Source organism: Agromyces subbeticus DSM 16689 (assembly GCF_000421565.1).
In the GTDB taxonomy this organism is placed as follows: domain Bacteria; phylum Actinomycetota; class Actinomycetes; order Actinomycetales; family Microbacteriaceae; genus Agromyces; species Agromyces subbeticus.
The window spans coordinates 487,224-513,601 of sequence record NZ_ATXG01000001.1; the positions used below are offsets into that span (position 1 = coordinate 487,224).

Sequence of the window (26,378 nt, forward strand, 5' to 3'; positions counted from 1 at the left end):
GCGCCGAGCGCGCGACCCGTTCGTAGACTGGAGTCACGCACGGAGGGGAATGCATGCAGCCACTGGTCGAGACCGACATCCGCTCATCGCTCGGCAACGCGAGCGCGGCGGAGCTCGAACAGCTCTCGCTGCCGGTGCGGTTCTTCATCACCGAGTGGGCTCCACTCGACGCGTTCTCGTGGCGCGATCCGCGCATCCCCGCTCGCGGCTACCTCATCACCGAGCTCGAGGGAGCCCCCGCCGGCATCGTGCTGCGCGCCGCGGAGCGCACGGGCTCGCATCATCGCGCGGCGATCTGCGACCTGTGCCACACTCAGCAGCCGGGCGACCAGGTCGAGATGTTCTCGGCGCGGCGCGCGGGCGTGCGAGGGGAGCGCGGCGACAGCGTGGGCACGTACATCTGCGCCGACCTCGCGTGTCAGGACACGGTGCGGCTCGGCCGGCCGCCGGCGCCGTCAGAGGTGCAGCCGAGCGCGCACGAGCTCGAGCGCATCGAAGGGCTCGCCCGGCGCACGCGGGCGTTCGTCGCCGACGTGCTCGCGGTGCGCTGACGCGCGTCAGCCGCAGGCGTCAGCTCGCGGCATCCGCTGCCACCGGCTCGAGGCTCGGCCGTTTCGCCGTGCGCCCGTCGCCCGACGAGCGGCCGGTGAGGCGTCGCCCGATCCAGGGCAGCACGAACTCGCGGTAGTACGCCGCGGTGTTGCGGCTGCGCGGGCCGGCCGCGGCGGCCGCGACCTCTTCGACGCCCCACTCGGCGGGCACCGGCAGGCCGAGACCGGTGAGCACGTTGCTCGCGACGCGGGCGTGGCCGAGCGCGTTCAGGTGCAGCTTGTCGGCCGACCAGTAGCGGATGTCGCGCAGCACGTGGTCGTTGAAGTTGTCGACGAACGTGACACCCGGCATGTCGGCGAGGTCGACGAGCGCCGCCGTGAGGCGCGCGCCGCGCGCATCGAACACCTTGCCCATGGGCAGGTGCTCGGTCGGGTTCGCTCCGCTCAGCATGAGCACGTGGATGTCGGCGGCACGGATGCGCTCGATCGCGCCCCGGAATCGCGTGGCCGTGGCCTGCTCGTCCATGCGGGGGCGCAGCATGTCGTTGCCGCCGCCGTTGAAGCTCAGCAGCTCGGGCTTCAGGGTGATGGCCGCGTCGAGCTGCTCGTCGATGATCGGACCGAGCTTTCGCCCGCGGATCGCGAGGTTCGCGTAGCCGATCGGCTCACGAGCGACCGCCGCGAGCCCGAGCGCGACGAAATCGGCCCACCCGCGCGGGGAGCCGTCGGGCAGTTCGTCGCCGACGCCCTCGGTGAAGCTGTCGCCGATCGCCGCATAGGAGTGGAACATACGTCCACGGTATCGCGGCGCGGCGCGGCGCCAGCGCCGGTGCTGCTGCCGGTGCACGTGAGTGTGCAGCCTCAGCCCGCGGGCAGCCTCAGCTCGCGTGCTGCTCGTGCTCGAGCACGCAATCGGCGCCGGGATACAGCAGCGTCTCGTGCCCGTCTTCGAATCGCACGAGGTAGGGCGGGCCGCCGTCGTCTCCGCGGACCTCGAGGATCTCACCGCGGCGCATCGACTGGCCGACCTGCTTGCCATGGATGACGAGGTGTGCTCCGACGCTTGCCTGCATCGCATTCTCCTCTCGCTCGTTCCAGCGTACGCCGGGCGCTCGCCGTGCGGAAGGTGCCGGACGATCGGTGCCGGACATCCTCCGAAGCGCGGACGCGCGTCCCTTGACGTGCATGGAACCGAATCCGTACGCTCCGAAGCACGTCCAGGGGGAGGGCCTTTCGGGGCAGGTTCCGCGGGCGCGTGCCGCCCTTGGCGGCGCGTCGAACTCACAGGGGAGCAACAGATGACCGAAGTCTCGACGTCACCGAATCGCCGTCGTCGCACCACCGTCCTCGCAGCCGCAGCGGCCCTCGCCGTGGCGGCCCCGCTGGCCGCGGGTTCGCCCGCGCTGGCTGACCCGAATTTCCCGTCACCCAACGGCAACACCAACATCTCCAGCATCGCCACGTACGCCGATGTCATCGCCGAACTCGACCGGCTCGAGCGCACCTCGCGCTTCGGCGTGGAGGTCTCGACCCTTGCCGAGATCGGCACCGAGGTCGCGACATCCGAGCAGGGTCGCGACCTGTACGTCGCCACCGTCGGCGACGGGCCCGAGGCGGTGTGGCTGCAGGGCCGCATCCACGGGAACGAGCCCTACGGCACCGAGACGCTGCTGGCCGTGCTGAAGGACCTCGGCACGAACGGCTCCGCCGACTGGGCGCTGCTGCGCGAGACGTACACGTTCCACGTCATCCCGATGTACAACCCCGACGGATCCGAGGCGAACATCCGCCATACGATCCTTCAAGACGGTTCCGACACCCGCATCGACCTGAACCGCGACTGGGGCGACAACCGCTTCGTCGCCGCCGAGTCCGAGGCGTACTACGAGTACTGGACGATGGTCGACCCGGCGTTCGCCGTCGACATCCACCACCAGGGGCTCAAGACGGAGTACGGCACGGGAGACGACGTGACGCTGTCGCTCGGCATCTCGCTGGCCCCGGGCGGACCGACCTTGCCGGGCATCGAAGGCGGTGCGTACGACACGCTGACGCGGCAGATGCACGTGCACGTGTACGACGAGCTCATGAAGTACGGGTCCATCAACATGGACCGCTACCAGGTCGGCGGCAGCCTCGAGATCGACATCAAGGGCGGGGTCGTCTCGGCGATGATGCTCGGGTACGACTACAAGGGCCTGAACCCCGAAGGTCACAGCAACCCGGCGATCTTCTTCGAGACGAGCGGCAACACGAGCGACGGCAGCCTCGGGCAGAAGGCTCGCGGCAAGTCGATCCACCAGAACGTGCTCGCGTTGACGGAACTGCTCATGGGCATGGCAACCGGTGAGGTCGCCCAGGAGGACCCGGCCCGGTGGGAGGAGATCCCGCACGCACCGGTCACCGGCTACCAGACCGATGACGGCGTGATCCCGGTCGGCTGAGTCCGGTCGCCGCATGGCGAAGCGGCGGGTCTCCGGCGATGCCGGCGGCCCGCCGCTTCGTCGTGCGACGTGGTCGCGCACCCTTCCGCAGACCGGGCAGCCCGGCTATGGTGACGAGAGTGGGTCGCTTGTCCCACTTTGAGCAAGCGGATGCCGCGGCATCCGCTGATCGCGACCTGCCGACGAACAGCGAGGTTCTCATGGGCGATGCCGCCACTCCCGACCACTCGGCCGAACCGCCGCGCTCGCCGCGGGACTTCCGCTGGGGTGCCGCCACGGCGGCCTTCCAGATCGAGGGGGCGACGAGTGCCGACGGGCGCGGCGAGTCGATCTGGGACGTGTTCACCCGCACTCCGGGTCGCGTGCTCGAGGGCACCACCGCCGAGGTCGCGGCCGACAGCTACCGGCGGTACGGCGACGACGTGGCCCTGCTCGCCACGCTCGGGGTCGACGACTACCGCTTCTCGATCGCGTGGCCGCGAGTGCAGCCGACCGGGGCGGGGCCGGCGAACGAGCCGGGGCTCGCGTACTACGACCGCCTCGTCGACGCGCTGCTCGCCGAGGGCATCGCCCCGGTGCCGACGCTCTACCACTGGGATCTGCCGCAGCCGCTCGAGGCCGCGGGCGGCTGGCTGAACCGCGATACCGCCGCTCGCTTCGCCGACTACGCCGCGCTCGTCGTCGACCGCCTCGGCGATCGGGTCGCCCGCTGGATCACCCTGAACGAGCCCGCCATGACGACGCTGCAGGGATATGCCCTCGGCACGCAGGCGCCGGGGCACGCGCTCATGATGGGGGCCCTGCCCACCGCGCACCACCAATTGCTTGCGCACGGGCTCGCCGTCGCGGCGATCCGCGCTCGGGGCAGCGCCGAGGTCGGCATCACGAACAACCACACGCTCGTCGTGCCGGCGACGGATGCCCCGGGCGACCGCCTCGCCGCCGGCGCCTTCGACCTCGTCTACAACCGCATCTTCGCGGGCCCCGTGCTCACCGGCGCCTACCCCGACCTCTCGGCTTTCGGGCTCGACGCGATGCCCGGGCTCGCCGACGGCGACCTCGAGCTGATCGGGGCGCCGCTCGACTTCTACGGGGTGAACTTCTACAACCCGACGCGGGTGGCCGCGGCATCCGACGGCTCGGAGTTCGCCACCGCCGGGCTGCCGTTCGAGCCCGTCGAGTTCGAGGGCGTGCCCACGACCGGGTTCGGCTGGCCGATCGTGCCGGCTGCGTTCACCGAGCTGCTGGTGTCGCTCGATCGCGACTACGGCGAGCGGCTGCCGCCGATCGTGATCACCGAGAACGGCGCATCGTTCCCCGACGAGGTCGTCGACGGGGCGGTGCACGACGAGCGTCGCACCGCCTACCTGGCGGAGCACATCGACGCGGTGCGCGCGGCGATCGAGCTCGGCGTCGACGTGCGCGGGTACTACCTGTGGTCGCTCCTCGACAACTTCGAGTGGGCCGAGGGCTACACGCAGCGCTTCGGCCTCGTGCACGTCGACTTCGAGTCGGGTGAGCGCGTGCCGAAGGACTCGTTCGAGTGGTACCGCGAGCTGATCGCGCGCGAGCGCGTTGCGCGGAACCAGGAGAACGGCGCGGCGTGAATTCGGGGAGCTCGGCGGCCGGGGAGCTCGGTGGCGGAGTTCGACCGCCGGAAGGCTCGGCTGAGAGCAGAGCGGGCGCTCAGTCGACCGCCAGCAGCGCCGCCCAGAGGTCGGCGCGCGCGTGGAACCCCGAGAGGTCGCGGCCGAGGAGCCGCTCGGCGAGCGCGATGCGGCTGCGCACGGTGTGCCGGTGCACCCCGAGCGCTTTCGCGGTGGCGTCGAACTGCCCGCCGTGCTCGAGCCAGGTGCGTGCCGTCGCGAGCAAGGTCGTGCCGTTGGCGGCGTCGTGCTCGGTGAGCGGTGCGAGCGTCGCGAGGGCCACCGCTCTGGCATCGGTGCGCGCGAGGAACGCGAGCACGCCCTGACGACTGATCTCGTCGAACAGCACCACGCCCGCCCCTGACTCGCGAGCCCGCTCGAGCGCCCGCAGCGCCTGCTCGTGGGCGGCGGCGATGCCGCCGGATCCGACGGTGTCGGAGAGCCCGACCGGCAGCTCGAACTCGGCCGCGAGCTCGTCGGCGAGCCCGAGGTCGGCCTCCTCGAGCACGAGCACGAACTGCTCGTCGTCGCGGGCGAAGAAGAGCCGCCCGCCGCGCTCGTCGACCCGCAGCTCGAGCAACTCGGTCAGACGATCGACGTTCGTCAGCGGGGCATCCGTCACCGCGATGCGCATCGGCGCAGATGGCAGCGGCCCCCACATCTCGGTCGCGACGCGCTCGGCGAGCGAGAGGTCGCCGGCGAGGATGCCGCGGAGCAGCCCTGATCGCAGGTGCCCCCTGGCCCGGTCGAGGTCTCGGTTCTGCTCGAGCGCGAGGCCGGCGAGTGCGATCACCGAGGTGACGACCTCGCGTCCGGCCTGGTCGAGCTCGGCGGAGTCGCCGATGGCGAGCACGCCGCGCAGCCCGCCGCCGCTGCCGAGCGTCTGCAGGGTCATCCGCTGCGGGGCACTCGTCGACTCGCCGGCGAGCAGGGTGCGGCTGGCGCGCTGCCCGCGGCGCAGCATCGAGCGCGCCTCGCCGACGACCTCGCCGAGCAGCGGCTGGCCGAGCCCGCTCGATGGCGCTTCGCGATCGAGGGAGCCCGTGGCATCGATGAGGCCGACCCACGCGCCGATGCGGTGGGAGAGCTCGACGAGGGTCGCCGACAGGCCGTCGGGTCGCAGTGCGGCGAGCGAGATCGCTCGCTGCGCATTGAGCGCCCACGCCTGCCTGGCATAGGCGTCTTCGGCGATCAGGTCGGCGACGGTGCGCGCGATCGCGATGAACGGCACGCGATAGGGCACCTCGAAGAGCGGCAGGCCCTGCGCGGTGCACGCCGCGACGAGCGACTCGGGCGTGCCCTCGCGAATGACCTCGGTGCCGAAGCCGAGCGCGGCGACCCCAGTCTCGCGCAGCCGCCGCACGTAGTCCTCGGCGAAGCCGGCATCGGCGTCGTCGCCGAACTGCGTGCCGGTCGTCAGCAGCACGTGCCCGGCGTCGAGGAACGGCGCCGGGTCGGCGAGGTCGGAGCTGTGCGCCCAGACGACGGGGGCCGCGAGAGCGCCGTCGGGCAGGGTCGCCGCCGGAGTGAGCAGGCCGAGGCCGAGCTCGGAGCGGTCGAGCAGGGTCTGCACGGTCGGCTGCACGAGCCAGTCCTCTCGGCCGGGGAATGTACGCGGCGTCGAACATTCAGGCCCGAGTGTACCTGTCGGCGTCGGATGTCGCGGCTCAGGTGACCGTGCCGCGCCGCGCGAACCGCGGCTCGCGCCAGACGCCGGTCGCGAGCACCTCCTCGAGTACGGCGATCGCGTCCCAGACGTCGGCATGCGAGACGTAGAGCGGGGCGAAGCCGAATCGCATGAGGTCGGGTGCGCGGAAGTCGCCGATGACGCCGCGTTCGATGAGCGCCTGCATCACGGCGTATCCGTCGTCGACCCGCAGTGCGACCTGGCTGCCGCGCTTGGCCGACTGCCGAGGCGTGACCACCTCGACGCCCCACGGCGCGAGCCGCGAGTCGACGAGCGAGATGAACAGTTCCGTGAGCCGCAGGCTCTTCTCCCGCACGTCGGCGAGGTCGACCTCGCCCCAGATCTCGAGGCTCGCCTCGAGCGCCGCCATCGACAGCAGCTGCGGCGTGCCGACACGGAAGCGCGTGACACCGTCGGCCGGCACGTACTCGACGTCGAAGTCGAACGGCGTGGCATGTCCGTGCCAGCCCGTCACGGCCGGGCTCGCGACGGCGTGGTGCCGCTCGGCGACCCACATGAACGACGGCGAGCCCGGGCCGCCGTTCAGGTACTTGTAGGTGCAGCCGATCGCGAAGTCTGCGTCGGCGCCGTTGAGATCGACGGGCACCGCTCCGACGCTGTGGCAGAGGTCCCACACCATGATCGCGCCGGCCGAGTGCACTCGCCGGGTGACCTCGACCATGTCGTGCATGCGGCCCGTTCGATAGTCGACGTGGGTGAGCACGACGACGGCGACGTCATCGTCGAGCACCTCGTCGAGGCTCGGCCCGCCGTCGTCGATCAGTCGTCGTTCGAGGGGCGCCGGCCGGCCGAGGAGCTGCTGCACGCCGTCGAGGATGTAGAGATCGGTCGGGAAATTGCTTCGTTCCGAGACGATGACGCGTCGATCGGGACGCAGCCGCGCCGCGGCGACGGCGACCTGGAAGAGGCTCGCGCTGGTCGAATCGCCGAGCACCACTTCGCCCTCGGCCGCGCCGATCAGGGGCGCGATGCGATCGCCGAGGACGAGCGGCTTCGCGAACCACCCGGCATCGTTCCAGCTGCGGATGAGCCCGGTGCCCCATTCCTCGGTGATGACGTGCGCGACGTGCGCCGCCGTCGCCTGCGGCAGGGCGCCGAGCGAGTTGCCGTCGAGGTAGACGAGGTCGTCGGGCAGCGCGAAACGGTCGCGATACGCGGCGAGCGGGTCGGCAGCGTCGAGGGCGAGGCAGGTCGCGCGATCGATGGCGAGAGGGGCGGATGTCGCGAGGCTCATGGTGTGCGTCGTCCTTTTGCGGCTCAGGGGCGGGTGCGGTCAGAGGGCCAGGAAGCGCCGGGCGTTGCCGTGGCGGATCGCGGTCTTCTGCGCGTGGGTGAGGAAGTCGGCGCGCTCGACCACCGCACCTACGGGCCGTTCGCCGAGCGGATAGGGATAGTCGCTGCCGAGCATCACCTGCTCGGCGCCCAAGGTGTCGACGAGCAGTCGCAGGGCGGCGGGGTCGAACACCACTGAGTCGACGCTGAATCGATCGACGTAGGCCGACGGCGGTCGCTCGCTGACACCGATCAGGTCGGGCCGCTGGTGCCAGGCGTTCTCGAAACGGCCGAGCCAGAAGGCGAAGGAGCCGCCGCCATGGGCGAAGCAGATGCGCAGGCTCGGGGGCACCCGATCGAAAACGCCGCCGAGGATCATCGCGATGATCGAGAGATGGGTCTCGGCGGGCATGCCCGTGAGCCAGCGCGCCATCCAGCGGTCGAGGCGCGGCGAGTCGGGCATGTCCCACGGGTGCACGAGCACGGGGATGCCGCGGTCGGCGCAGTGCTGCAGGAACGTGACGATGCCCTCGTGATCGAGGTCGCGGTCGCCGACGTGATTGCCGATCTCGACGCCCACATGTCCGCTTGCCATGGCGCGATCGACTTCGGCGCACGCCGCGTCGGTGTCTTGCAGGGGCACTTGGGCGAAGGGCAGCAGCCGATCGCGGGCCGGGCTGCAGACCTCGAGGGCGAGGTCGTTGAAGATGCGCGCCACCTTGGCGGCCTCACGTGGACCGGCTTCGTAGGAGAAGAAGACCGGAGTGGGCGAGACGACCTGCAGGTCGACGCCGTCGGCATCCATGTCGGCGAGCCTCGCCTCGGCCTCCCAGCACCGCGGATCGATGCGGCGGAACTCGCTCGAGCCGACCATGATCATGGCCTCGCGCTCGGAGTCCACGCGGAGCCACGGCCAAGGCCCGGGCCCGACCTGCGCGGCGAGGTCGGGCCAGCCCTTCGGCACGAAGTGCGTGTGGACGTCGATCTTGCCCACCCGGTTCAGCCCTTGCCGGGGTGGACTGCCCCGCAATTCGGGCAGGTGCGACCCTCTTCGCTCTCGTAGAAGTCGCGGAATACGGGCGGAAGGTCTTCGACGATGTCGCGTACCTGCAGCTCGACCTCGTGCACCTTCGTGTTGCAGTTCGGGCAGAACCAGGCGAATTTCTCGAGCGTGCCCTCCTCGCGGATGCGCTCGATGACGATGCCGATCGAACCCGCCTCGGGGCGCTGGGGGGAGTGGTAGACATCGCCGGGCAACAGCCACATCTCGCCCTCGCGGATGTCGATGCGCTGCAGGCCGTCGTCGGTCTGCACGTTCACATGCATGTTGCCCCGGTACTGGTAGAACCACTCCTCGTAGGGATCGAAGTGGAAGTCGGTGCGCTGGTTCGGGCCGCCGACCACCTGCACGATGAAGTCGCCGATCGGCTCCCAGGCCTGCTTGTTGTTCACCGGCGGCTTCAGGAGGTGCTCGTGCTTCTCGATCCACGCGGCGAAGTCGATGACGGGTGGGATGGTGCTCATGGTTCCTCCTCGGTTGTGGTGGTGCTGATAGCCGGTTCGGCACGCCTCGCGACCGCCTGGATCTCGATGCGAAGATGCGGATGCGGCAGGCTGTGCACGGCGACGGTCGTGCGGGCGGGGCCGTTCTCGTCGAAGTACTCGGCCCAGACCGCGTTGTAGCCGCCGAAGTCGTTCATGTCGACGAGGTAGCTCGTCGTCTGCACGAGATCGCCGAGCGAGCAGCCGCAGGCCGAGAGCACCTCGCGGATGTTCTCGATGACGGCGCGGGTCTGTACCGCGATGTCGAGGTGCGTGGTGCCGAACTCGTCGACCTCGGCGCCCTCGATCGTGTTGTCGGGGCGCCGGCTCGAGGTGCCCGACACGAAGACCAGGTCGCCCGAGACCCGCGCATGCGGAAAGCGGCCCCGGGGCACGGCCTTGCCTGCGACGGTGACGGCGCCGCTGGCGTCGGTGACGCCCATGTCGTGTTCAGGCATCACTGATCCGTTCGTTGCGGTCGACCCGAACCGACACCCGCCCGAGGCCGGTCACGACCGCCTCGATGCACCCGCGCGCGGGCACCGGCACCGCGGCGGTCGCGGCTCCGGCGAGCAGCACCATGCCGGCACTGAGGGCGAAGCCGTGCGCGGCCGCGAGGCGCCGTGCGGCGGTGATCGCTCGGTGCGGGTGGCCGAGCACGGCTGCGGTCGATCCCGTCTGCACCGGTCGGCCGTCGATCTCGAGCCGCACCCCGCGATTGCCGAGATCGCCGGCGTGTGCGGGGTCGGCCCACTGGCCGATGGCGAAGGCTGCGGCTGAGGTGTTGTCGGCCACGACGTCATCGAGCGAGAACCGGAAGTCGCGGTACCGCGAGTCGATGATCTCGAGGGCGGGTGCGACGGCCGCGATCGCCGAGGCGGAGCCGCGTGCATCGGCGTCGACCTCGTCGAGATCGGTTCCGAGCAGGTAGGCCACTTCGGGTTCGATGCGCGGGTGAATGGCGGTGCGCGGGTCGAACGTTCCACCGTCGTCGATGCGCATCGCGTCGGTCAGCGTGCCGATGATGACGTCGGAGACGCCCATCTGCTGCGCCTTCGCGCGGCTCGTGAACCCGAGCTTCACGCCGACGACGTGCTCGCCGCGGGCAAGGCGGCGCGCGATCAGTGCATGCTGCGCCGCGTACGCCGTGCCGAGGCCGATCGTCGCATCCGGTGCGAGCCGCCGGATCGGCGATGCGGTGCGCTGCGCCTTGTCGAGCGCCGCGGCGAAGGCGGCCGCGGCGGTCATGCTGCGCCGGCTCTCGCGGCGATGAGGTCGAGCGCGACGTCGACGATCATGTCCTCCTGGCCGCCGACCATGCGGCGGCGTCCGAGTTCGACGAGGATGTCGCGGGCATCGAGGCCGTGCCGCGTGGCCGCACGTTCGGCGTGCAGCAGGAAGCTCGAGTAGACGCCCGCGTAGCCGAGCGTGAGGGTCTCGCGGTCGACGCGCACCGGGCGTCGCTGCAGGGGCCGGATGAGCGATTCGGCGGCGTCCTGCAGCGCGAACAGATCGCAGCCGTGCTCCCATCCGAGCAGGTTCGCGACGGCGATGAACGCCTCGATCGGGCAGTTGCCGGCGCCGGCGCCCTGCCCGGCGAGCGAGGCATCGACGCGGAACGCGCCATGCTCGACCGCTGTGATGCTGTTCGCGACGCTCAGCGAGAGGTTCTCGTGCGCGTGGATGCCGATCTGGGTCTCGGGCTCGAGCACGGCCCGGTAGGCATCGATGCGCTCGGCGACATCGCCCATGGTCAACCGCCCGCCCGAGTCGGTGACGTAGACGCACTGCGCGCCGTACGACTCCATCAGCTTGGCCTGTTCGGCGAGTGCTCGGGGCGGGCTCATGTGACTCATCATGAGGAAGCCGGAGACATCCATGCCCTGATCGCGTGCCCACTCGATGTGCTGGGCGGCGACGTCGGCCTCGGTGCAGTGCGTCGCAACCCGCACACTCGTCACGCCGAGGTCGCGGGCGCGGGCGAGCTGATCGATCGTGCCGATGCCCGGCAGGATCAGCGTCGTGAGCTTGGCGCGACGGAGCACCGAGGCGGCGGCCTCGATCCACGCCTCGTCGGTGCTGGCGCCGTGGCCGTAGGCGACGCTCGACCCGCCGAGCCCGTCGCCGTGCGCGACCTCGATCGCGTCGACGCCGGCGGCGTCGAGCGCAGTGGCGATCTCGCGGACGTCGTCGACCGAGTACTGGTGCGCGACGGCGTGCATGCCGTCCCTGAGGGTGACGTCCTGCACGTACACCCGCGGTGCGCCGGTCGCGGTTGCGTCGGTCGCGCCGGTCTCGGCCGAATGCGTGGCTGCTGCGAACTCGGTCATGCGGTGGCCTCCATACGGTCGGCGATGAGGCGCTCGGCCGTGCGCAGCGCCGCGCTCGTCATGATGTCGAGGTTGCCGGCGTACTCGGGGAGGTAGTGGCCGGCGCCGGCCACCTCGAGCAGCACTGTGACCCGGGTGCCGCGGAACGCGCGGTCGAGCGCCGGGACGTAGGCCTCGTCGACGGCATCGAACTGCACCTCCTGCTTGAGGCGATACCCGCCGACATAGCCCTGCACGTCGGCGACCATCGCGTCGACGGAGGCGCGCACGGCGGCCTCGTCGACCTCGCCGTCGACGAGGCAGTAGACCGTGTCGCGCATGATGAGCGGCGGGTCGGCCGGGTTCAGCACGATGATCGCCTTGCCCCGCTCTGCGCGGCCGATGCGTTCGATCGCACGAGACGTGGTCTCGGTGAACTCGTCGATGTTGGCCCGCGTGCCCGGCCCGGCCGACTTCGAGGCGATCGAGGCGACGATCTCGGCGTAGGCGACCGATGCGACACGTGAGACGGCGGCCACCATCGGCACGGTGGCCTGGCCGCCGCAGGTGACCATGTTCACGTTCGTGGCGCCGAGATGCTGGTCGAGATTGACGACGGGCACGACATACGGCCCGATCGCCGCGGGCGTGAGATCGACCATGATGCGGCCACGATTGCGCACCAGTGCGTCGTTGCGGGCGTGCGCGCTCGCCGAGGTGGCGTCGAACACGAGCTCGACCTCGGCGAACTCCGGCATGCGCAGCAGCCCGTCGACGCCCTCGTGCGTGGTCGCGACGCCGAGTCGGCGCGCGCGGGCGAGCCCGTCGGAGTGCTCGTCGATGCCGACCATGGCGGCGACGTGGAGAGTGCTCGAGAGCCGCTTGACCTTGATCAACAGGTCGGTGCCGATGTTGCCCGAGCCGATGATGGCGATGCCCGTGGTCATGCCAGGGCTCCTTCCGGTCGCGAGTCGATGAAGTCGGCGTGCACCTCGCCGAGCCCGTCGAGACGGGCTCGGTACACGCCGGGCCCGGTCACCGCGACCATCGGGCCGAGGGCGCCCGAGAGCACCACCTCGCCCGCGCGCAGCGGCCGGCCGTGTCGGGCGAGGGCCCGAGCGAGCCAGGCCACCGCGATGACCGGGCTGCCGAGGCACGCGGCGCCCGAGCCGGTCGAGACGACCTCGCCGTCGTGGTCGAGGCTCATGCCCGTGGCGGCGAGGTCGAGCCCGTCGAGCGAGCGCGGCACCGTGCCGAGCACGATCGCGCCACTCGAGGCGTTGTCGGCGATGGTGTCGGTGATGCGGATGTCCCAGCCGGCGATCCTCGAGTCGACGACCTCGATCGCCGGCAGCACGAACTCGGTCGCTCGCAGCACGTCGGCGACGTGGGTGGCGGGGGAGTCGAGGTCGCGACCGAGCACGAAGGCCACCTCGGCCTCGACGCGAGGTTGCAGAAAGCGCGAGAGCTCGAGCGGTTCGCGGTCGGCGGCGACCATGTCATCGAGCAGCACGCCGTAGTCGGGCGTGTAGACCTCGAACTGCGCCTGCACCGACGCAGAGGTGAGGCCGATCTTGCGGCCGACGATCCGGCTCCCGCCGGCGATGCGCCGGTCGATGCCGAGCGACTGCACGGCATAGGCCTCGTCGAGATCGACCTCGCCGATGAGGTCACGCACGGGCGCGCACGGGGTGCCCGTCTCGGAGGCGAGCCGAAGTCGTTCGTCGGCGAGTGCCGCGGCGCTCACAGCTGCACGCAGACGTTCGTCGGCTCGGTGTAGAACTCGAGCGAGTGGTGGCCGCCTTCGCGGCCGATGCCCGAGAGGCCGACGCCGCCGAAGGGACTGCGCAGATCGCGCAGGTACCAGGTGTTCACCCACGACATGCCGACGCGCATGCGCTGGGCGACCCGGTGACCGCGGGTGAGGTCGCTCGTCCACGTCACGGCTGCGAGGCCGTAGTCGGTGTCGTTGGCGAGCGCGATGGCCTCCTCCTCGGTGTCGAACGGGATGAGAGCGGCGACCGGGCCGAAGATCTCTTCGCGCACCACGCGGTGCGAGTTGTCGAGCCCGGTCCAGAGGGTCGGCTCGATCCAGGAGCCGGCGTCGAGGCCGTCGCCCAGGGTGGGCACTCCGCCGCCGGCGAGCACGGTGGCGCCCTCTTCGCGCGCGAGCTCGAAGTACCCGAGCACCTTCTCGCGGTGCTGCGGCGAGATGAGCGGGCCGGTCGTCGTGGCCGGGTTCTCGGGGCGGCCGAGGCGCAGGCGCGCGGCCTGTTCGGCGAGGCCGTCGGCCACGTCGGCGAAGATCGAGCGCTCGACGTAGATGCGCTCGGTGCAGAGGCACACCTGCCCGGTATTCAGGTAGGTGGAGCGGGCCAGGCCCGCGATCGCCGTATCGAGATCGGCATCGGCGAACACGACGGCGGCGTTCTTGCCGCCGAGCTCGAAGGACACCGGGCGCACCCGCGGTGCCACGGCGCGCATGATCGCCGAGCCGGTCGACGACTCGCCGGTGAACGTGACCCCGTCGATGCCCGGATGCGTCGTGAGCAGCTCCCCGGCAGAGTCGGCGCCGAAACCGTGCACGACGTTGACGACGCCGACGGGCAGGCCGGCCTCGACGAGGATTTCGGCGAGCAGGGTCGCCGACGACGGCGTCTCCTCCGACGGTTTCACCACGACGGTGTTGCCGGTCGCGAGCGCCGGGGCGAGCTTCCAGGTGAGCAGCAGGAGCGGGAGGTTCCAGGGCACGATCACGGCGACGACGCCGAGCGGCTTGCGCACCGCGTAGTTGAGCGCGCGGCGTCCGTCGGGCAACTCGGTGAGGAAGGAGTCGAGGCCTGCGGCCGAGACGATGTCGGCGAAGGCGCGGAAGTTCGCCGCAGCCCGGGCGACATCGAGGTCTCTCGCGAGGGTCTCGGGCTTGCCGGTGTCGCCGACCTCGGCGGCGACGAGGTCGTCAGTGCGCCGCTCGATGGCATCCGCGATGCAACGCAGCATCGTCGCGCGCTCAGTGACCGACATGCGGCCCCAAGGGCCGTCGAGTGCGGCTCTGGCGGCGGCCACTGCGCGGTCGACTTCGTGCCGGCCGGCCTCGTGCACCTCGGCGATCGGCGAACCGTCGACGGGGTTCACCTTGGTGAAGGTGCGCACGCCGTCGACCGCCTGGCCCCCGATGAAATTGCGCAGCTGGCAGGGCGGCTGCGGTGTCGGGACCGTCGCACGCAGCGACGTCGTCTGGGAGCTCATGTGGATCAGGCTAGGAACTGGAGGTGATGCCGACAAATACCCACTTGTGGCACTGCCATGCCCCCACGGCTATAGTTCCGAAGCGTGGGCACTGATCGCCTCCTCGACGGACGGCTGAAGATTCGGCATCTGGTTCTCGTCGCCGCCATCGCCGACGAGGGCACGCTCGTGCGTGCCGCCGAGTCGCTGCACATCACTCAGCCGGTCGTGACGAGGGCGCTGCGCGAGGTCGAGGAACTGCTCGGCGTGCCGCTCTTCGAGCGCCGACCGCGCGGCGTCGTGCCGACGCAGTACGGCCACGCGTTCATCGAGCGCGCCCGTTCGGTGCTCGCCGAACTGCGCACGGCGGGCGAGGAGGTGCGCCTGCTGCAGTCGGGCCAGCTCGGCACCGTGACCGTCGGCACACACCTCGCCGGCTCGAACCTGCTGCTGCCGCGGGCCATCGCCGGCCTCAAGGCCGAGCACCCTCGGCTCACCGTCGTCGTGCGCGAGGGCACGCCCGATACCCTCCAGCAGCTGCTGCTCGCGGGCGACCTCGACCTCACGGTGGGGCGCCTGTCGCCGACGGTGCCGGTGCGGCTCGAGCAGGAGCGCCTGCACCAGGAGCCGATCCGCCTCGTCGCCCGTGCGGGGCATCCGGTGCACGGCGGTTCGCGGACCTCCCTTGCCGACCTGATCGCGTATCCGTGGATCTTCCCGGTCGCGCAGACCGCGCTGCGGGCTGAGCTCGAGGCGGTCTTCTTCCACGAGGGCCTGCCGTTGCCGGCCGACCGGGTCGAGTGCACGTCGATGCTCACGTTGCGAAACCTCCTCGTGTCGACCGACGTCATCGCGGCACTGCCCATGTTCATCGCGGTCGACGACCGCGAGCTCCGAATCCTCCCGACACCGTTGAGCTCGATCCGGCGCTCCGTCGGCGTCACCGTGCCGAAGGATCGTGCGCCGTCGGGGGCTGCCGCTGCATTGCTCGTGCATCTGCGCGAAGAGGGAGCACGGCTCGCCGAACTCGAACGCGACTTCACGCAATCGGAGTCTCGTCGCCTGGGCTGATATGCCCGAACGGTCATGGCTGCGAGCCGGATAGATATTGGACAGCATCGGTTGATCTCGCGACGCTGAGTGCACGACGCCTCACCGCGTCGACCGATGCACCCGATGTTCTGCGAACCCTGGAGGCGACATGGCCGGCTCTCCCTACGTGCCCGATGCGAAGAAGTACCGCCCCGACGACTTCGAGCGCGTCGACGGTGAGCCGACGGACCCCGATCCGGCGAGCTGGGGCATGCAGCCCGACGGCTCGTTCCTGCCGCCGGCATCGACGCCCTCGGTTCCCCGCGACGTCTTCGTCGACTGGCCCGGGCAGCTGCCGTACCGTGACGCCCAGACGTACAGCCTGAACGCGACATCCGAGGCGTTCTACCCGATCGTCGTGAACACGAGCCACTCGTGGCAGTCGATCTACGACTGGGAGGGCCGGCGCTACATGCTGCACTACGGCGGCGGCAACCGGTGGAACGTCTACGACATCACCGACCCGCGCGCCCTCGTGATCGTCGACGAGGAGACCCTGCCCTGGAGCGGCCCGAGCTTCGGCGCCGTGACGGTGCAGTGGAACGAGCAGCTCGGCAAGCACATCGCGATCCAGGCGAACGAGACGCCGCGCTACTTCCTCAACGGCCGGGTCGCGAACAAGTGGACCGACCCCACCGTCGAGGGCCAGCTCCTCGAGTGGGAGGGCCTGCGCGGCTTCCGCGTGTTCGAGGTGAATGGTCCGACCCCACGCGACTGGACCCTGCTCACCGAGGTCTCGACCGACCCGAACCACGGGCCCGACGAGGTGCAGGAGGGCAACGGCGTGCTCGACCTGCCGATCTACTACGGCGACAAGTACCTGTTCGTGGCGACCGCGCCCGACAACACCTTCACGAACCAGCCGTACAAGACGACGCTCTGGGCGGCGGGCCATGCCGCCTACGACGTCTCCGACCCGGCCAACCCCGTGCACCTGTCGACCTGGTGGGTGCCCGGCACCCGCGCCGGCGAAGAGGCCGACTCCGAGTACCTCGCGGGCAACGAGCGCTGGAACAACAAGACCTCGTGGTTCGGCTCGCGCATGGGCATCTTCATGCCGCGATCGGTCGAGTCGGGCTGGAAGTACGGCTACGCGGCGCAGGGCGGCCAGGGCTTCTTCGTCCTGGATGTCTCGGACCCGTCGAACATCCACCACGTCGGCTGGTGCGACCTCCCGGTGAGCGTCGCCGGCACCGAGGGCGACAACGTCGACACCACCCAGGTCGAGGAGACCGGGTACGTCTACGTCTCGGGCTACCCGATGAACACCGACTGCTACGAACCGGCGAAGGAGATCTACCAGATCGACGTGAGCGACCCGGCGCAGCCGCGGCTCGTCCGCACGATGCCGCGCCCGATGCCGCCGGCCGAGGCGGCGTTCACCGACTGGGCGCAGCGTCGCGGTTCGTTCGGGCCGAAGCGCTCGGGCTACTTCACCAACACCGGCACGCCGCACGGCGGGGTCATCCCGTACGCGTTCTATGCGGCTGGGCTCCAGATCTTCGACGTGCGCGACCCCGAGAACCCGAAGGTGGGGGCGTACTACGTGCCCCCGATGGGGCTCAAGGACGACGACGACCTCGCCGCACCGGTGCACGGCATCTTCGTCGAATGGGACCGCAACCTCATCTGGCTGTTCGCCAATCACGGCATCTACGCGGTCTCCACGCCCCTGCTGGGCGAGCCGGTCGTCGGGCTGCCGACCCCGCCCCCCGTCGTGAGCTGAACCGGCGCCGAATCGTCCCCCGCGAAAGTCGACCATGAATCAGAAATCCAGGCCGTGGCCGGCCCTCTGGGCGCTCGTCATCGGGTTCTTCATGATCCTCGTCGACACGACGATCGTGTCGATCGCGAACCCGGCGATCATGGCCGACCTCGACACCGACCTGACGGCCGTGATCTGGGTGACGAGCGCGTACCTGCTCGCCTATGCGGTGCCGCTGCTCATCACGGGTCGGCTCGGCGACCGGTTCGGGCCGAAGCGGGTCTATCTGGCCGGGCTCGTGGTGTTCACGCTCGCGTCGCTCTGGTGCGGGTTGTCGGGCGACATCACGACGCTCATCGCCGCGCGTGCGGTGCAGGGCCTCGGTGCGGCGCTCATGACCCCGCAGACGATGGCCGTCATCGCCCGCGTCTTCCCCCCGAACCAGCGAGGCGCCGCCATGGGCCTCTGGGGTTCGGTGGCGGGAGTCGCGACCCTCGTCGGCCCGATCCTCGGCGGCGTGCTCGTCGACTCGCTCGGCTGGGAGTGGGTGTTCTTCGTGAACGTGCCGGTCGGCGTCGTCGCGTTCGTCGCGGCGTGGCGCTTCGTGCCGGATCTCGAGAAGCACGGGCACCGCTTCGACTGGCTCGGCGTGGTGCTGAGCGCGGTCGGCATGTTCCTCGTCGTGTTCGGCATCCAGGAGGGGCAGGCGTACGACTGGGGCACGATCACCGGTCTGATCACGGTCTGGGGCATCATCATCTCGGGCATCGTCGTGCTCGCCGCATTCGTGGTGTGGCAGGCGTTCAACCGCACCGAGCCGCTGCTGCCGCTCGGACTCTTCCGCGACCGCAACTTCGCCCTCTCGAACGTCGCGATCTCGCTCGTCGGGCTCGCGATGACCGCCATGCCGCTGCCGCTCGCCTACTACTTCCAGATCGCGCGCGGGCTGACCCCGACGCAGGCCGCGCTCATGCTCGTGCCGATGGCCGTCGTCTCCGGCCTGCTCTCCCCGCTCGTCGGGCGGTTCAGCGACCGGGTCGATCCCAAATGGGTCGCGCTCGCGGGGCTGTCGACGTCGGCGCTCGCGCTCGGCGGCTACGCCGTACTTCTCGGTCCGGATGTCCCGTACTGGCTGCTCCTCCTGCCCTCCGCGCTGCTCGGGCTCGGCGTCTCGGGGATCTTCGCCCCGCTCGCGTCGACGGCGACCCGGAACCTTCCGTCGGCCCTCGCCGGCGCCGGGTCGGGCGTCTACACGATGACCCGGCAGGTCGGGTCGGTGCTCGGCTCAGCGGCGATCGCCGCGCTGATGAGCTACGCCCTCGCCGTGCAGTTGCCCGGCCTCGACGCCGAGCAGGCACGGCCCGGCGAGGGCGGGGCGGTGCCCGCCGAGTTCGCAGCGGGCTTCTCCGCGGCGATGGCGCAGTCGCTCTGGCTCGCCGTCGCGGGGTTCACGGTCTGTGCGGTCGTGGTGGCGTTCTTCGCGAAGCCGAAGGTCACCGTCGGCTGGGGCGAGGAACGAGCGGCCGGGACATCCGACGCCGGATCGTTGTCGGATTCGGCCGGCGCGCGCTGATGTCCATCGACGTGCCCACGGCGGACATCCAGCCCATTCAGCGGGATCCAGAATACAAAATCGTCACGGAAAGTTGAGCGCGACATGACTCACGCAAGCGGCGGCGGTCGACTCGTCGTCGACGGCCTCGAGAAGCAGTACCTGCTCGACGGTGCGGAGATTCCCGTGGTGAAGGGTGTCACCTTCACGATCGAGCCCGGCACCTTCACCTCGCTCCTCGGCCCGTCGGGTTGCGGCAAGACGACCACGCTCCGCTGCGTCGCCGGCCTCGAGAACAGCAACGGCGGCGTGATCTCACTCGACGGCAAGGTGCTCTCCACCGGGTCCCGGCACGTGCCGCCCGACAAGCGGGATGTCGGCATGGTGTTCCAGAACTACGCGATCTGGCCGCACATGACCGTCTTCGCCAACGCGGTCTTCCCGCTTCAGGTGTCGGAGGGAAAGCTACCGAAGAAGGAGGCGAAGAAGCGCGCGATGGAGGCGCTCGAGCTCGTGCAGCTCGATGGATTCGCCCATCGGCCGGCCACCGCGCTCTCGGGAGGCCAGCAGCAGCGACTCGCCCTCGCCCGAGCGCTGGCGCACCGTCCGCGACTGCTGCTGCTCGACGAGCCGCTCAGCAACCTCGATGCGAAGCTCCGCGACACGATGCGCAACGAGCTGCGCAGCCTCCAGCAACGGCTCGGCATCACCGCGCTCTACGTCACCCACGACCAGTCCGAAGCCCTGTCGATGTCGGACCGGGTGGCGGTGATGAACCAGGGCCGCATCGTGCAGGAGGCGGCACCCCGCGATCTCTACTACCAGCCCGCCGACCGGTTCGTCGCGGACTTCGTGGGCAGGGTCAACATGATCCCCGCCGTCGTCCGCGACCGTGACGGCGACGGCGACGCGGTCGTCGAAGCGTTCGGCACCCGCCTGATCACGCCCTGCCCGAGCGGGGTCGCGAAGGGCACCGACGTCACGGTCACCTTCCGGCCCGAGAGCGTGCGCTGGCACGAAGCTGAGCCCGACCGCCCGAACGTGGTGCCGGCGCGGGTCGTGCGAGTGGAGTTCCTCGGCGAGATCGTCGAGTACGAGGCGGAGATCCTCAACGGCCAGAGCGTCGTCGGCAGCATCGTCGGGCGCGGAGCGCCCTTGAACTCACCCGCGACGGGCGACGCGATCTTCATCGAACTGACACCCAAGGCGTGCCGCGTGCTCGCGGCATAGATCCACCCCAACCCCAGATCCACGTCAGAGAGGACATCCGGATCATGAACACACTCACAGCACGGAGCGGGCTGATCGCCCTCGGAGCGGCGGGCATGCTGCTGCTCAGCTCCTGCAGCACCCCCACGGAAGCGGCGGGCCCGATCGAACCGACCGGCGACGTCGTGCTCGCGGACTGCGAGGCCGTCGAGATCGGCGCGATCACGCGGTGCGAGAACTTCTACGACGACTTCTGGCCCCAGATCGACGAGCAGATGGACGCCCTGTACGAGACCGCCAAGGAGACCGACGGCGGCAAGCTCGTGATCTGGGACTGGTACGAGCTCTCGCCCGACGTGATCGCCGAGTTCAACTCCCGCTACCCCGACCTGAAGATCGAGACGCGCGGCCTCACCTACAACCTGTCGTCCGCGATCATCTCCGCCAAGACGACCGGCTCGCGCAACACCGACATCATCTCGGGCTCGCTCGTGTCGGCGGCCACGATGACCGACGAGGGGTACTGGGCCGACATCGACTGGACGAAGTTCGGCGTCCCCGCCGAGTACTTCACGATCGGCGACCCCGCGATGCTGCCCGACAGTGTCAACGGCTCGCTCATGCAGGTCAACACCGACAAGATCGAGGCGCCCGCCACGCTCCCCGGCCTGCTCGATCCGCAGTACGAAGGCACGGTGTCGGTCGCGAGCTACAACGCGAACGTCTTCGCCGGGTACGGCATGGTGGAGGGCGAGGACGCGATGCTCGACCTCATCGGCGAGCTGAAGTCGTCGGGCACGCTGCAGGTGCTCGAGGATCAGGACTCGCAGTTGTCGAGCGGCGACGTGCCGATCGCGCTCGGCCAGACCCTGTTCAACCCGAACCCGAGCCTCACGGTCTCGCCGTACGAGGATTCCGGCGTGTTCGCCCAGTTCTCGGGCGTGAACGTCGATGCGAAGAACCAGGCCGGCGCCATGCTGTGGTCGCTCTGGAACGCGTACGACCCCGACTGGCTCGAGCTGCGCATGACCGACGAGCGCTACTCCACCACGCAGGTGCCCTACCCGGGCCTGCCGACCTCGCTGTTCGACTCGGCGACCGGTCTCATGAAGACCAACGCCGACGCGCTCCTGGCGGGCCTGCAGGGCGGGGCGGTCACGGAGACCGCCGAAACCCGCGACGACTGGATCGCGATGATCAACGCCGCGGACGCGGCGCTGAACGGATAGCACGTGTCTCAGGCAGGACGGACCACGACGGCCGGGCGCACTCGGCCGACCTCGATGAAGATCGCGACGATCATCGCCGGAGCGGTGATCTTCCTCCTCCTCGCGATCCCGTTGGCCGTTCAGGTCATCACGGCCTTCCGTGGTCCGTTCCTGCCGTTCGGCGTCTCGTCCGCGAAGTGGTCGGCCGAGAACTTCGTGACCCTCTGGGAGCTCCGCGAGGACTTCTGGGCGGTCATCGGCTCGACGGCCGCATTCGTGGGCGGGTCGACCGTGCTCTCGCTCGCGATGGCGTTCGGGCTCGCATGGGTGACGGTGCGCACCGACGCGCCGCTCCGGCGGGTGATCTCCGTGCTCGTCGTCGTGCCCTTCATCATCCCCCCGATCGTGAAGGCGCAGGCGTATCTGCTGATGCTCTCGCCCGAGTCGGGCGTGCTCAACCAGCTCCTGCGCCTGCTGCCGGGCGACCTCGTGATCGATCCGTACTCGTTCGTCACGATGACCTTCATCCAGGCGCTCACGAACGTGACGTTCCCCTTCCTCATGATCGTGCCGATCCTCACGAGCATGGACGGATCGCTCGAGGAGTCCGCCCGCGTCTCCGGGGCATCCTGGCCGCAGACGCTGCGGCGCGTGACCCTGCCGATGCTGTGGCCCGGCCTGCTCGGCGTGGCTGTGCTGACCTTCATCCTCGGCCTCGGCAGCCTCGAGGTTCCGCTCCTGTTCGGTCAGGAGAGCGGCCAGTCGATCTTCGCGCTGAAGCTCTGGAACCTCATCAGCGCGGGGGCCGGCGAGCTGCCGCAGTACGGACTGGCCGCGGCCTGGGGCTGCGTGTTCCTCGTGATCACGACGATCGCCTTCGTGGTCTACCTCCGCGCGACCAGGAATGCCGAGCGCCGGGCCTCGATCTCGGGCAAGGGGTTCCGGCCCACGGTCATGAAGCTCGGCGGCTGGCGCATCCCGGTGATGATTCTGATCTTCGTCTTCGTGCTGCTCACGGCGATCCTTCCGCTGTTCGCCCTGTTCTGGTCGGCGATCACGCCGTACCCGATCGCGTTCTCGTTCACCGCCCTCGTCGAGCAGACGCAGTTCGGCTCGTTCGGCGCCGTGCTCGGCGACCCCGAGTTCTGGGCCTCGCTCGGCCGCACCCTGATCATCGCGGGCGCCAGCGCCACGATCGCGTGCGTCGCGGCGACGGTGCTCGCGTACGGCATCGCCAGGACGAGGCGCACCGGCTGGACGAAGGCGATGGACCTGTTCGCGTCCTCGTCGGTCGCGATCCCCGCCGTCATCGCCGGCTTCGCGATGTTCCTCACGTTCATGGTGATCAACCCGGTGATCCCGCTCGCGGGCACCATCGCGGCGCTCGTGATCGCCTACTCGTACCGCGTGTCGATCGCCTACCGGGCCGGGTACAGCGCGACGCTCCAGATCCGCATGGAACTGGAGGAGGCCGCGCTCGTCAGCGGCGCGAGCCCGCTCGAGGGCTTCCGGCGCATCGTCGCACCGCTGCTCATGCCGACGGTCTTCGCCGTGTGGATCCAGATGTTCGTGCTCGGCACCAATGAGTTCACGCTGCCGGCGTTCCTGGCGACACCCGAATCCCGGCCGTTGTCGGTGTACATGTACGCGATGATCAGCCCGCGATCGGCGCAGCTCTACGCGCCCGACCAAGGTGCAGCGATGGCCCTGATCTTCACGCTCCTCGTGTTCGCGATCGGCTACGGGTTGCAGTGGGCCGTGTCGCTCGGCGCGATCGGTCGCGCGAAGCGGCGCACGCCGCTGCTCGGGGTGAGCTCGACACCCGTGGTGCCGCCGGTCGTGCCGGGTGCGCCCGACACCCGTGCCGTCGCCGCGCAAGATCTTCGCGATCAGCGAGAGCTGACCGCGAAGCGTTGACGACGAGGAGGAGCGAGATGACCGGACAGTGCGACGACAGGGATGCCGTGCGGCTGACGGTCGTCGTCGGTCGCGACGGAGACGAAGTCGGCGTAGGCCAGCAACGGCGCTGAGCACCGTCTTCATCGGGTGCACGAGCCATGTACCTGATGTCCAGTGAAGTGCCTTCGGGTGTACACGCGGGCTATGAGGCATCCGCTCGGCCCGACCTACCATTGCCGCATCAGCCACCGTCGTCACCTTGCATCGGAGCACTCATGACTCTCGTCGACACCCCGGCCACCACGACCGGAGGACCCTCGCTCGCCCAGGAGCGCCGCCTCGTCACCGCCATTCCCGGCCCGCGCTCGCAGGAGCTCATGGCCCGCAAGGCCGAAGCCGTCGCCGCGGGCGTCGGCCACACGCTGCCGATCTCGGTCGTCGCGGCGGGCGGCGGCGTCGTCGTCGACGCCGACGGCAACTCGCTCATCGACCTCGGCTCGGGCATCGCCGTCACGGGCGTCGGCAACTCGCACCCGCGCGTCGTCGAGGCCGTGACCGCGCAGCTGAACGCCTTCACTCACACGTGCTTCACCGTCTCGCCCTACGAGGGCTACGTCGCGGTGGCCGAGAAGCTCAACGAGCTCACGCCCGGCGACCACGTCAAGCGCTCGGCCCTCTTCAACTCGGGCGCCGAAGCCGTCGAGAACGCCGTGAAGATCGCTCGCCACTTCACCAAGAAGCAGGCCGTCGTCGCATTCGATCACGCCTACCACGGCCGTACGAACCTCACGATGGGGCTCACGGCGAAGAACATCCCCTACAAGAGCGGCTTCGGACCGTTCGCCCCCGAGGTGTACCGCGCCTCGCTCAGCTACCCGTTCCGCGACGGCGGCCTCGACGGCCGTGAGGCAGCCGCCCGCGCGATCACCCAGATCGAGAAGCAGATCGGCGCCGAGAACCTCGCCGCGATCATCATCGAGCCGATCCAGGGCGAGGGCGGCTTCATCGTGCCCGCCGCCGGGTTCCTGCCGGCGCTCGTCGAATGGGCGAACGCCAACGGCGTCGTCTTCATCGCCGACGAGGTGCAGACCGGATTCGCCCGCACGGGCGCCTGGTTCGCGAGCGAGCACGAGGGCATCGTGCCCGACCTCATCGTGACCGCGAAGGGCATCGCCGGCGGCCTGCCGCTCTCGGCCGTCACGGGCCGCGCCGAGATCATGGACTCCGCGCACGCCGGCGGCCTCGGCGGCACCTACGCCGGCAGCCCGATCGCGTGCGCCGCTGCCCTCGCCACGATCGAGACCTACGAGCACGAGGGCCTCATCGCCCGCGCCCGCGACATCGGCGCCGTGCTTATCGGCCGCCTCAACGCATTGCGCACGGCCGACCCCCGCATCGGCGACGTTCGCGGCCGCGGCGCGATGGTCGCGATCGAACTCGTCGACCCCGAGACCGGTGCGCCCGACGCGGCCCTCACGAACCGCGTCGCGAAGTACGCCCACGAACACGGCGTCATCGTGCTCACGTGCGGCACCTACGGCAACGTGATCCGCTTCCTGCCGCCGCTCACCATCTCCGACGAACTGCTCGTCGACGGCCTCGGCGTCGTCGCGGAAGGACTGAAGAACGCATGACCGACCTCCTCGCGGCGACGACGGCGTCGACCGCAACGGATGCCGCGCCGGATTCGGCGAGCACCGTCGTTCACCCCGCGGCATCCGTCGATCACATCGCCACCCCGCTGACCGACGCGCGCTCGCAGCTCGCCGAGGCGATCGGCCTGCTCGGCTACACCGACGGCCTGCACCAGATGCTCGCGACCCCGCGGCGCGAGCTGAGCGTCGCGGTGCCGTTGCGCATGGACTCGGGCGAGAGCCGGCTCTACCTCGGCTACCGCGTGCAGCACAACTTCTCGCGCGGCCCGGCCAAGGGCGGCCTGCGCTACGCCCCGAGTGTGAACCTCGACGAGGTGCGCGCGCTCGCGATGTGGATGACGTGGAAGTGCGCCCTGCTCGACGTGCCGTACGGCGGCGCGAAGGGCGGGGTCGCGATCGACCCCCGCGAACACTCCATGGCCGAGCTCGAGCGGGTGACGCGTCGCTACACGAGCGAGATCCTGCCGATCATCGGCCCGGAGCGCGACATCCCTGCCCCCGACATCGGCACCGACGAGCAGACCATGGCCTGGATCATGGACACCTACTCGGTGAACATGGGCTACACCGTGCCCGGCATCGTGACCGGCAAGCCGATCTCGCTCGGCGGATCGCAGGGCCGCGCGTCGGCCACGAGCCGCGGCGTCACCCACATCGCGCTCGCCGCGCTGCGACACGTGGGCATCGAGCCGTCGAGGGCTTCGGCCGCGGTGCAGGGCTTCGGCAAGGTCGGCGCGGATGCCGCGCGGTTCCTGTCGGAGGCCGGCGTCTCGGTCACCGGCATCAGCGACCAGTACGGCGCGATCTTCAACGCCGCAGGGCTCGACATCGAGGCGCTCAGCGAGCACGTGCGCGCCACCGGATCGGTCGTCGGCTTCGCCGGGGCCGAGCCGATCGACGGCGCTGAACTGCTCGCACTCGACGTCGACCTGCTCGTGCCGGCTGCCGTCGAGGGCGTGCTGCACGAGGGCAACGCCGCAGCCGTTCGCGCGACGGTCGTCGTCGAGGGCGCCAACGGCCCGACCACGCCCGCCGCCGACCGCATCATGCGCGAGCGCGGCATCCTCGTCGTTCCCGACATCCTCGCGAACGCGGGCGGCGTCATCGTCTCGTACTTCGAATGGGTGCAGGCGAACCAGGCCTACTGGTGGCGCGCCGACGAGGTCGAGGCCAGACTGGAAGAACGGATGCTCAGCGCGTGGCAGCACGTGCTGGGCTACGCCGGGGCGCGGGGGCTCTCGCTTCGCACCGCCGCAACCGCGCTCGCCGTCGAACGTGTCGCCGAAGCGCACAAGCTCCGGGGCCTCTACCCCTGATCGATCGACCGCCGACCGGCGCCGCCACTCTCGCAACATCGA

23 protein-coding genes are annotated in these 26,378 nt (G+C 70.1%); 11 read left to right on the plus strand and 12 right to left on the minus strand.

Annotation, left to right across the window (positions count from 1 at the left end):
• The first annotated feature begins 53 nt into the window (after nucleotides 1–53).
• Nucleotides 54–551, plus strand: coding sequence for an FBP domain-containing protein (locus tag H521_RS0102210; RefSeq protein ID WP_022891399.1), 498 nt, complete (start codon nucleotides 54–56; stop codon nucleotides 549–551).
• Nucleotides 552–570: 19 nt separating this feature from the next.
• On the opposite strand, the gene H521_RS0102215 is transcribed toward H521_RS0102210, so the two are convergent.
• Together H521_RS0102215 and H521_RS0102220 are read right to left on the minus strand one after the other, a co-directional pair.
• A complete protein-coding gene (locus tag H521_RS0102215) occupies nucleotides 571–1,341 on the minus strand; it encodes an SGNH/GDSL hydrolase family protein (protein WP_022891400.1) in 771 nt (256 codons plus the stop codon).
• 88 nt (nucleotides 1,342–1,429) lie between these two features.
• Nucleotides 1,430–1,624 carry a DUF1918 domain-containing protein gene (locus H521_RS0102220; RefSeq protein ID WP_022891401.1) on the minus strand — a complete coding sequence of 65 codons (195 nt, stop codon included), beginning with the start codon at nucleotides 1,622–1,624 and terminating at the stop codon, nucleotides 1,430–1,432.
• Nucleotides 1,625–1,849: 225 nt separating this feature from the next.
• On the opposite strand from H521_RS0102220, the gene H521_RS0102225 reads away from it, so the two are divergent.
• Both H521_RS0102225 and H521_RS21045 read left to right on the plus strand, forming a co-directional pair.
• Nucleotides 1,850–2,995 (plus strand): M14 family zinc carboxypeptidase, encoded by a 1,146-nt coding sequence (locus tag H521_RS0102225; protein WP_022891402.1) that lies wholly within the window; start codon nucleotides 1,850–1,852, stop codon nucleotides 2,993–2,995.
• Nucleotides 2,996–3,123: 128 nt separating this feature from the next.
• Nucleotides 3,124–4,602: a GH1 family beta-glucosidase gene (locus H521_RS21045; protein ID WP_245560915.1), complete on the plus strand. Its 1,479-nt coding sequence runs from the start codon at nucleotides 3,124–3,126 to the stop codon at nucleotides 4,600–4,602.
• Between the two features lie 79 nt (nucleotides 4,603–4,681).
• Here H521_RS21045 and H521_RS0102235 read toward each other — a convergent pair whose 3' ends face one another.
• From H521_RS0102235 to H521_RS0102280, 10 genes are all read right to left on the minus strand, one after another.
• Nucleotides 4,682–6,226 (minus strand): PucR family transcriptional regulator, encoded by a 1,545-nt coding sequence (locus tag H521_RS0102235; protein WP_022891404.1) that lies wholly within the window; start codon nucleotides 6,224–6,226, stop codon nucleotides 4,682–4,684.
• 82 nt (nucleotides 6,227–6,308) lie between these two features.
• The gene (gene kynU / locus H521_RS0102240; RefSeq protein WP_022891405.1) at nucleotides 6,309–7,583 is read right to left on the minus strand and encodes a kynureninase; all 1,275 of its coding nucleotides are present in this window, start codon (nucleotides 7,581–7,583) and stop codon (nucleotides 6,309–6,311) included.
• Between the two features lie 39 nt (nucleotides 7,584–7,622).
• Nucleotides 7,623–8,615, minus strand: a complete 993-nt coding sequence (locus H521_RS0102245; RefSeq protein WP_022891406.1) for an amidohydrolase family protein — start codon at nucleotides 8,613–8,615, stop codon at nucleotides 7,623–7,625.
• Nucleotides 8,616–8,620: 5 nt separating this feature from the next.
• Complete coding sequence (locus H521_RS0102250; protein WP_022891407.1) at nucleotides 8,621–9,145, minus strand: 3-hydroxyanthranilate 3,4-dioxygenase; 525 nt, start codon at nucleotides 9,143–9,145, stop codon at nucleotides 8,621–8,623.
• On the minus strand, nucleotides 9,142–9,621 hold the full coding sequence (locus H521_RS21050; protein ID WP_051159127.1) for a RidA family protein: 480 nt from the start codon (nucleotides 9,619–9,621) through the stop codon (nucleotides 9,142–9,144). The genes H521_RS0102250 and H521_RS21050 overlap by 4 nt, the downstream gene beginning before the upstream one ends.
• The gene (locus H521_RS0102260) at nucleotides 9,614–10,411 is read right to left on the minus strand and encodes a 2-keto-4-pentenoate hydratase (protein ID WP_022891409.1); all 798 of its coding nucleotides are present in this window, start codon (nucleotides 10,409–10,411) and stop codon (nucleotides 9,614–9,616) included. Before H521_RS0102260 ends, H521_RS21050 begins: the two co-directional genes overlap by 8 nt.
• The gene (gene dmpG, locus H521_RS0102265) at nucleotides 10,408–11,493 is read right to left on the minus strand and encodes a 4-hydroxy-2-oxovalerate aldolase (RefSeq protein WP_022891410.1); all 1,086 of its coding nucleotides are present in this window, start codon (nucleotides 11,491–11,493) and stop codon (nucleotides 10,408–10,410) included. The genes H521_RS0102260 and dmpG overlap by 4 nt, the downstream gene beginning before the upstream one ends.
• Nucleotides 11,490–12,419 (minus strand): acetaldehyde dehydrogenase (acetylating), encoded by a 930-nt coding sequence (locus H521_RS0102270; RefSeq protein ID WP_022891411.1) that lies wholly within the window; start codon nucleotides 12,417–12,419, stop codon nucleotides 11,490–11,492. Before H521_RS0102270 ends, dmpG begins: the two co-directional genes overlap by 4 nt.
• On the minus strand, nucleotides 12,416–13,219 hold the full coding sequence (locus tag H521_RS0102275) for a 2-keto-4-pentenoate hydratase (RefSeq protein WP_022891412.1): 804 nt from the start codon (nucleotides 13,217–13,219) through the stop codon (nucleotides 12,416–12,418). The genes H521_RS0102270 and H521_RS0102275 overlap by 4 nt, the downstream gene beginning before the upstream one ends.
• Nucleotides 13,216–14,721: a 2-hydroxymuconic semialdehyde dehydrogenase gene (locus H521_RS0102280; RefSeq protein WP_022891413.1), complete on the minus strand. Its 1,506-nt coding sequence runs from the start codon at nucleotides 14,719–14,721 to the stop codon at nucleotides 13,216–13,218. The genes H521_RS0102275 and H521_RS0102280 overlap by 4 nt, the downstream gene beginning before the upstream one ends.
• Nucleotides 14,722–14,805: 84 nt before the next feature.
• Between H521_RS0102280 and H521_RS21055 the strand changes: the two genes are divergently transcribed.
• From H521_RS21055 to H521_RS0102320, 8 genes are all read left to right on the plus strand, one after another.
• A complete protein-coding gene (locus H521_RS21055) occupies nucleotides 14,806–15,771 on the plus strand; it encodes a LysR substrate-binding domain-containing protein (protein ID WP_022891414.1) in 966 nt (321 codons plus the stop codon).
• 130 nt (nucleotides 15,772–15,901) lie between these two features.
• Complete coding sequence (locus H521_RS21060; RefSeq protein WP_022891415.1) at nucleotides 15,902–17,518, plus strand: LVIVD repeat-containing protein; 1,617 nt, start codon at nucleotides 15,902–15,904, stop codon at nucleotides 17,516–17,518.
• Nucleotides 17,519–17,552: 34 nt separating this feature from the next.
• The gene (locus H521_RS0102295; RefSeq protein WP_022891416.1) at nucleotides 17,553–19,070 is read left to right on the plus strand and encodes a DHA2 family efflux MFS transporter permease subunit; all 1,518 of its coding nucleotides are present in this window, start codon (nucleotides 17,553–17,555) and stop codon (nucleotides 19,068–19,070) included.
• Nucleotides 19,071–19,154: 84 nt separating this feature from the next.
• Nucleotides 19,155–20,279 (plus strand): ABC transporter ATP-binding protein, encoded by a 1,125-nt coding sequence (locus H521_RS21065; protein WP_022891417.1) that lies wholly within the window; start codon nucleotides 19,155–19,157, stop codon nucleotides 20,277–20,279.
• 44 nt (nucleotides 20,280–20,323) lie between these two features.
• Nucleotides 20,324–21,487: a type 2 periplasmic-binding domain-containing protein gene (locus H521_RS0102305; protein WP_022891418.1), complete on the plus strand. Its 1,164-nt coding sequence runs from the start codon at nucleotides 20,324–20,326 to the stop codon at nucleotides 21,485–21,487.
• A gap of 3 nt (nucleotides 21,488–21,490) precedes the next feature.
• Nucleotides 21,491–23,383, plus strand: coding sequence for an ABC transporter permease (locus H521_RS0102310; RefSeq protein ID WP_156891247.1), 1,893 nt, complete (start codon nucleotides 21,491–21,493; stop codon nucleotides 23,381–23,383).
• 257 nt (nucleotides 23,384–23,640) lie between these two features.
• Nucleotides 23,641–24,999, plus strand: a complete 1,359-nt coding sequence (gabT, locus tag H521_RS0102315) for a 4-aminobutyrate--2-oxoglutarate transaminase (RefSeq protein WP_022891420.1) — start codon at nucleotides 23,641–23,643, stop codon at nucleotides 24,997–24,999.
• Nucleotides 24,996–26,336 carry a Glu/Leu/Phe/Val family dehydrogenase gene (locus tag H521_RS0102320; RefSeq protein WP_022891421.1) on the plus strand — a complete coding sequence of 447 codons (1,341 nt, stop codon included), beginning with the start codon at nucleotides 24,996–24,998 and terminating at the stop codon, nucleotides 26,334–26,336. Before gabT ends, H521_RS0102320 begins: the two co-directional genes overlap by 4 nt.
• The last annotated feature ends 42 nt before the right edge of the window (nucleotides 26,337–26,378 follow it).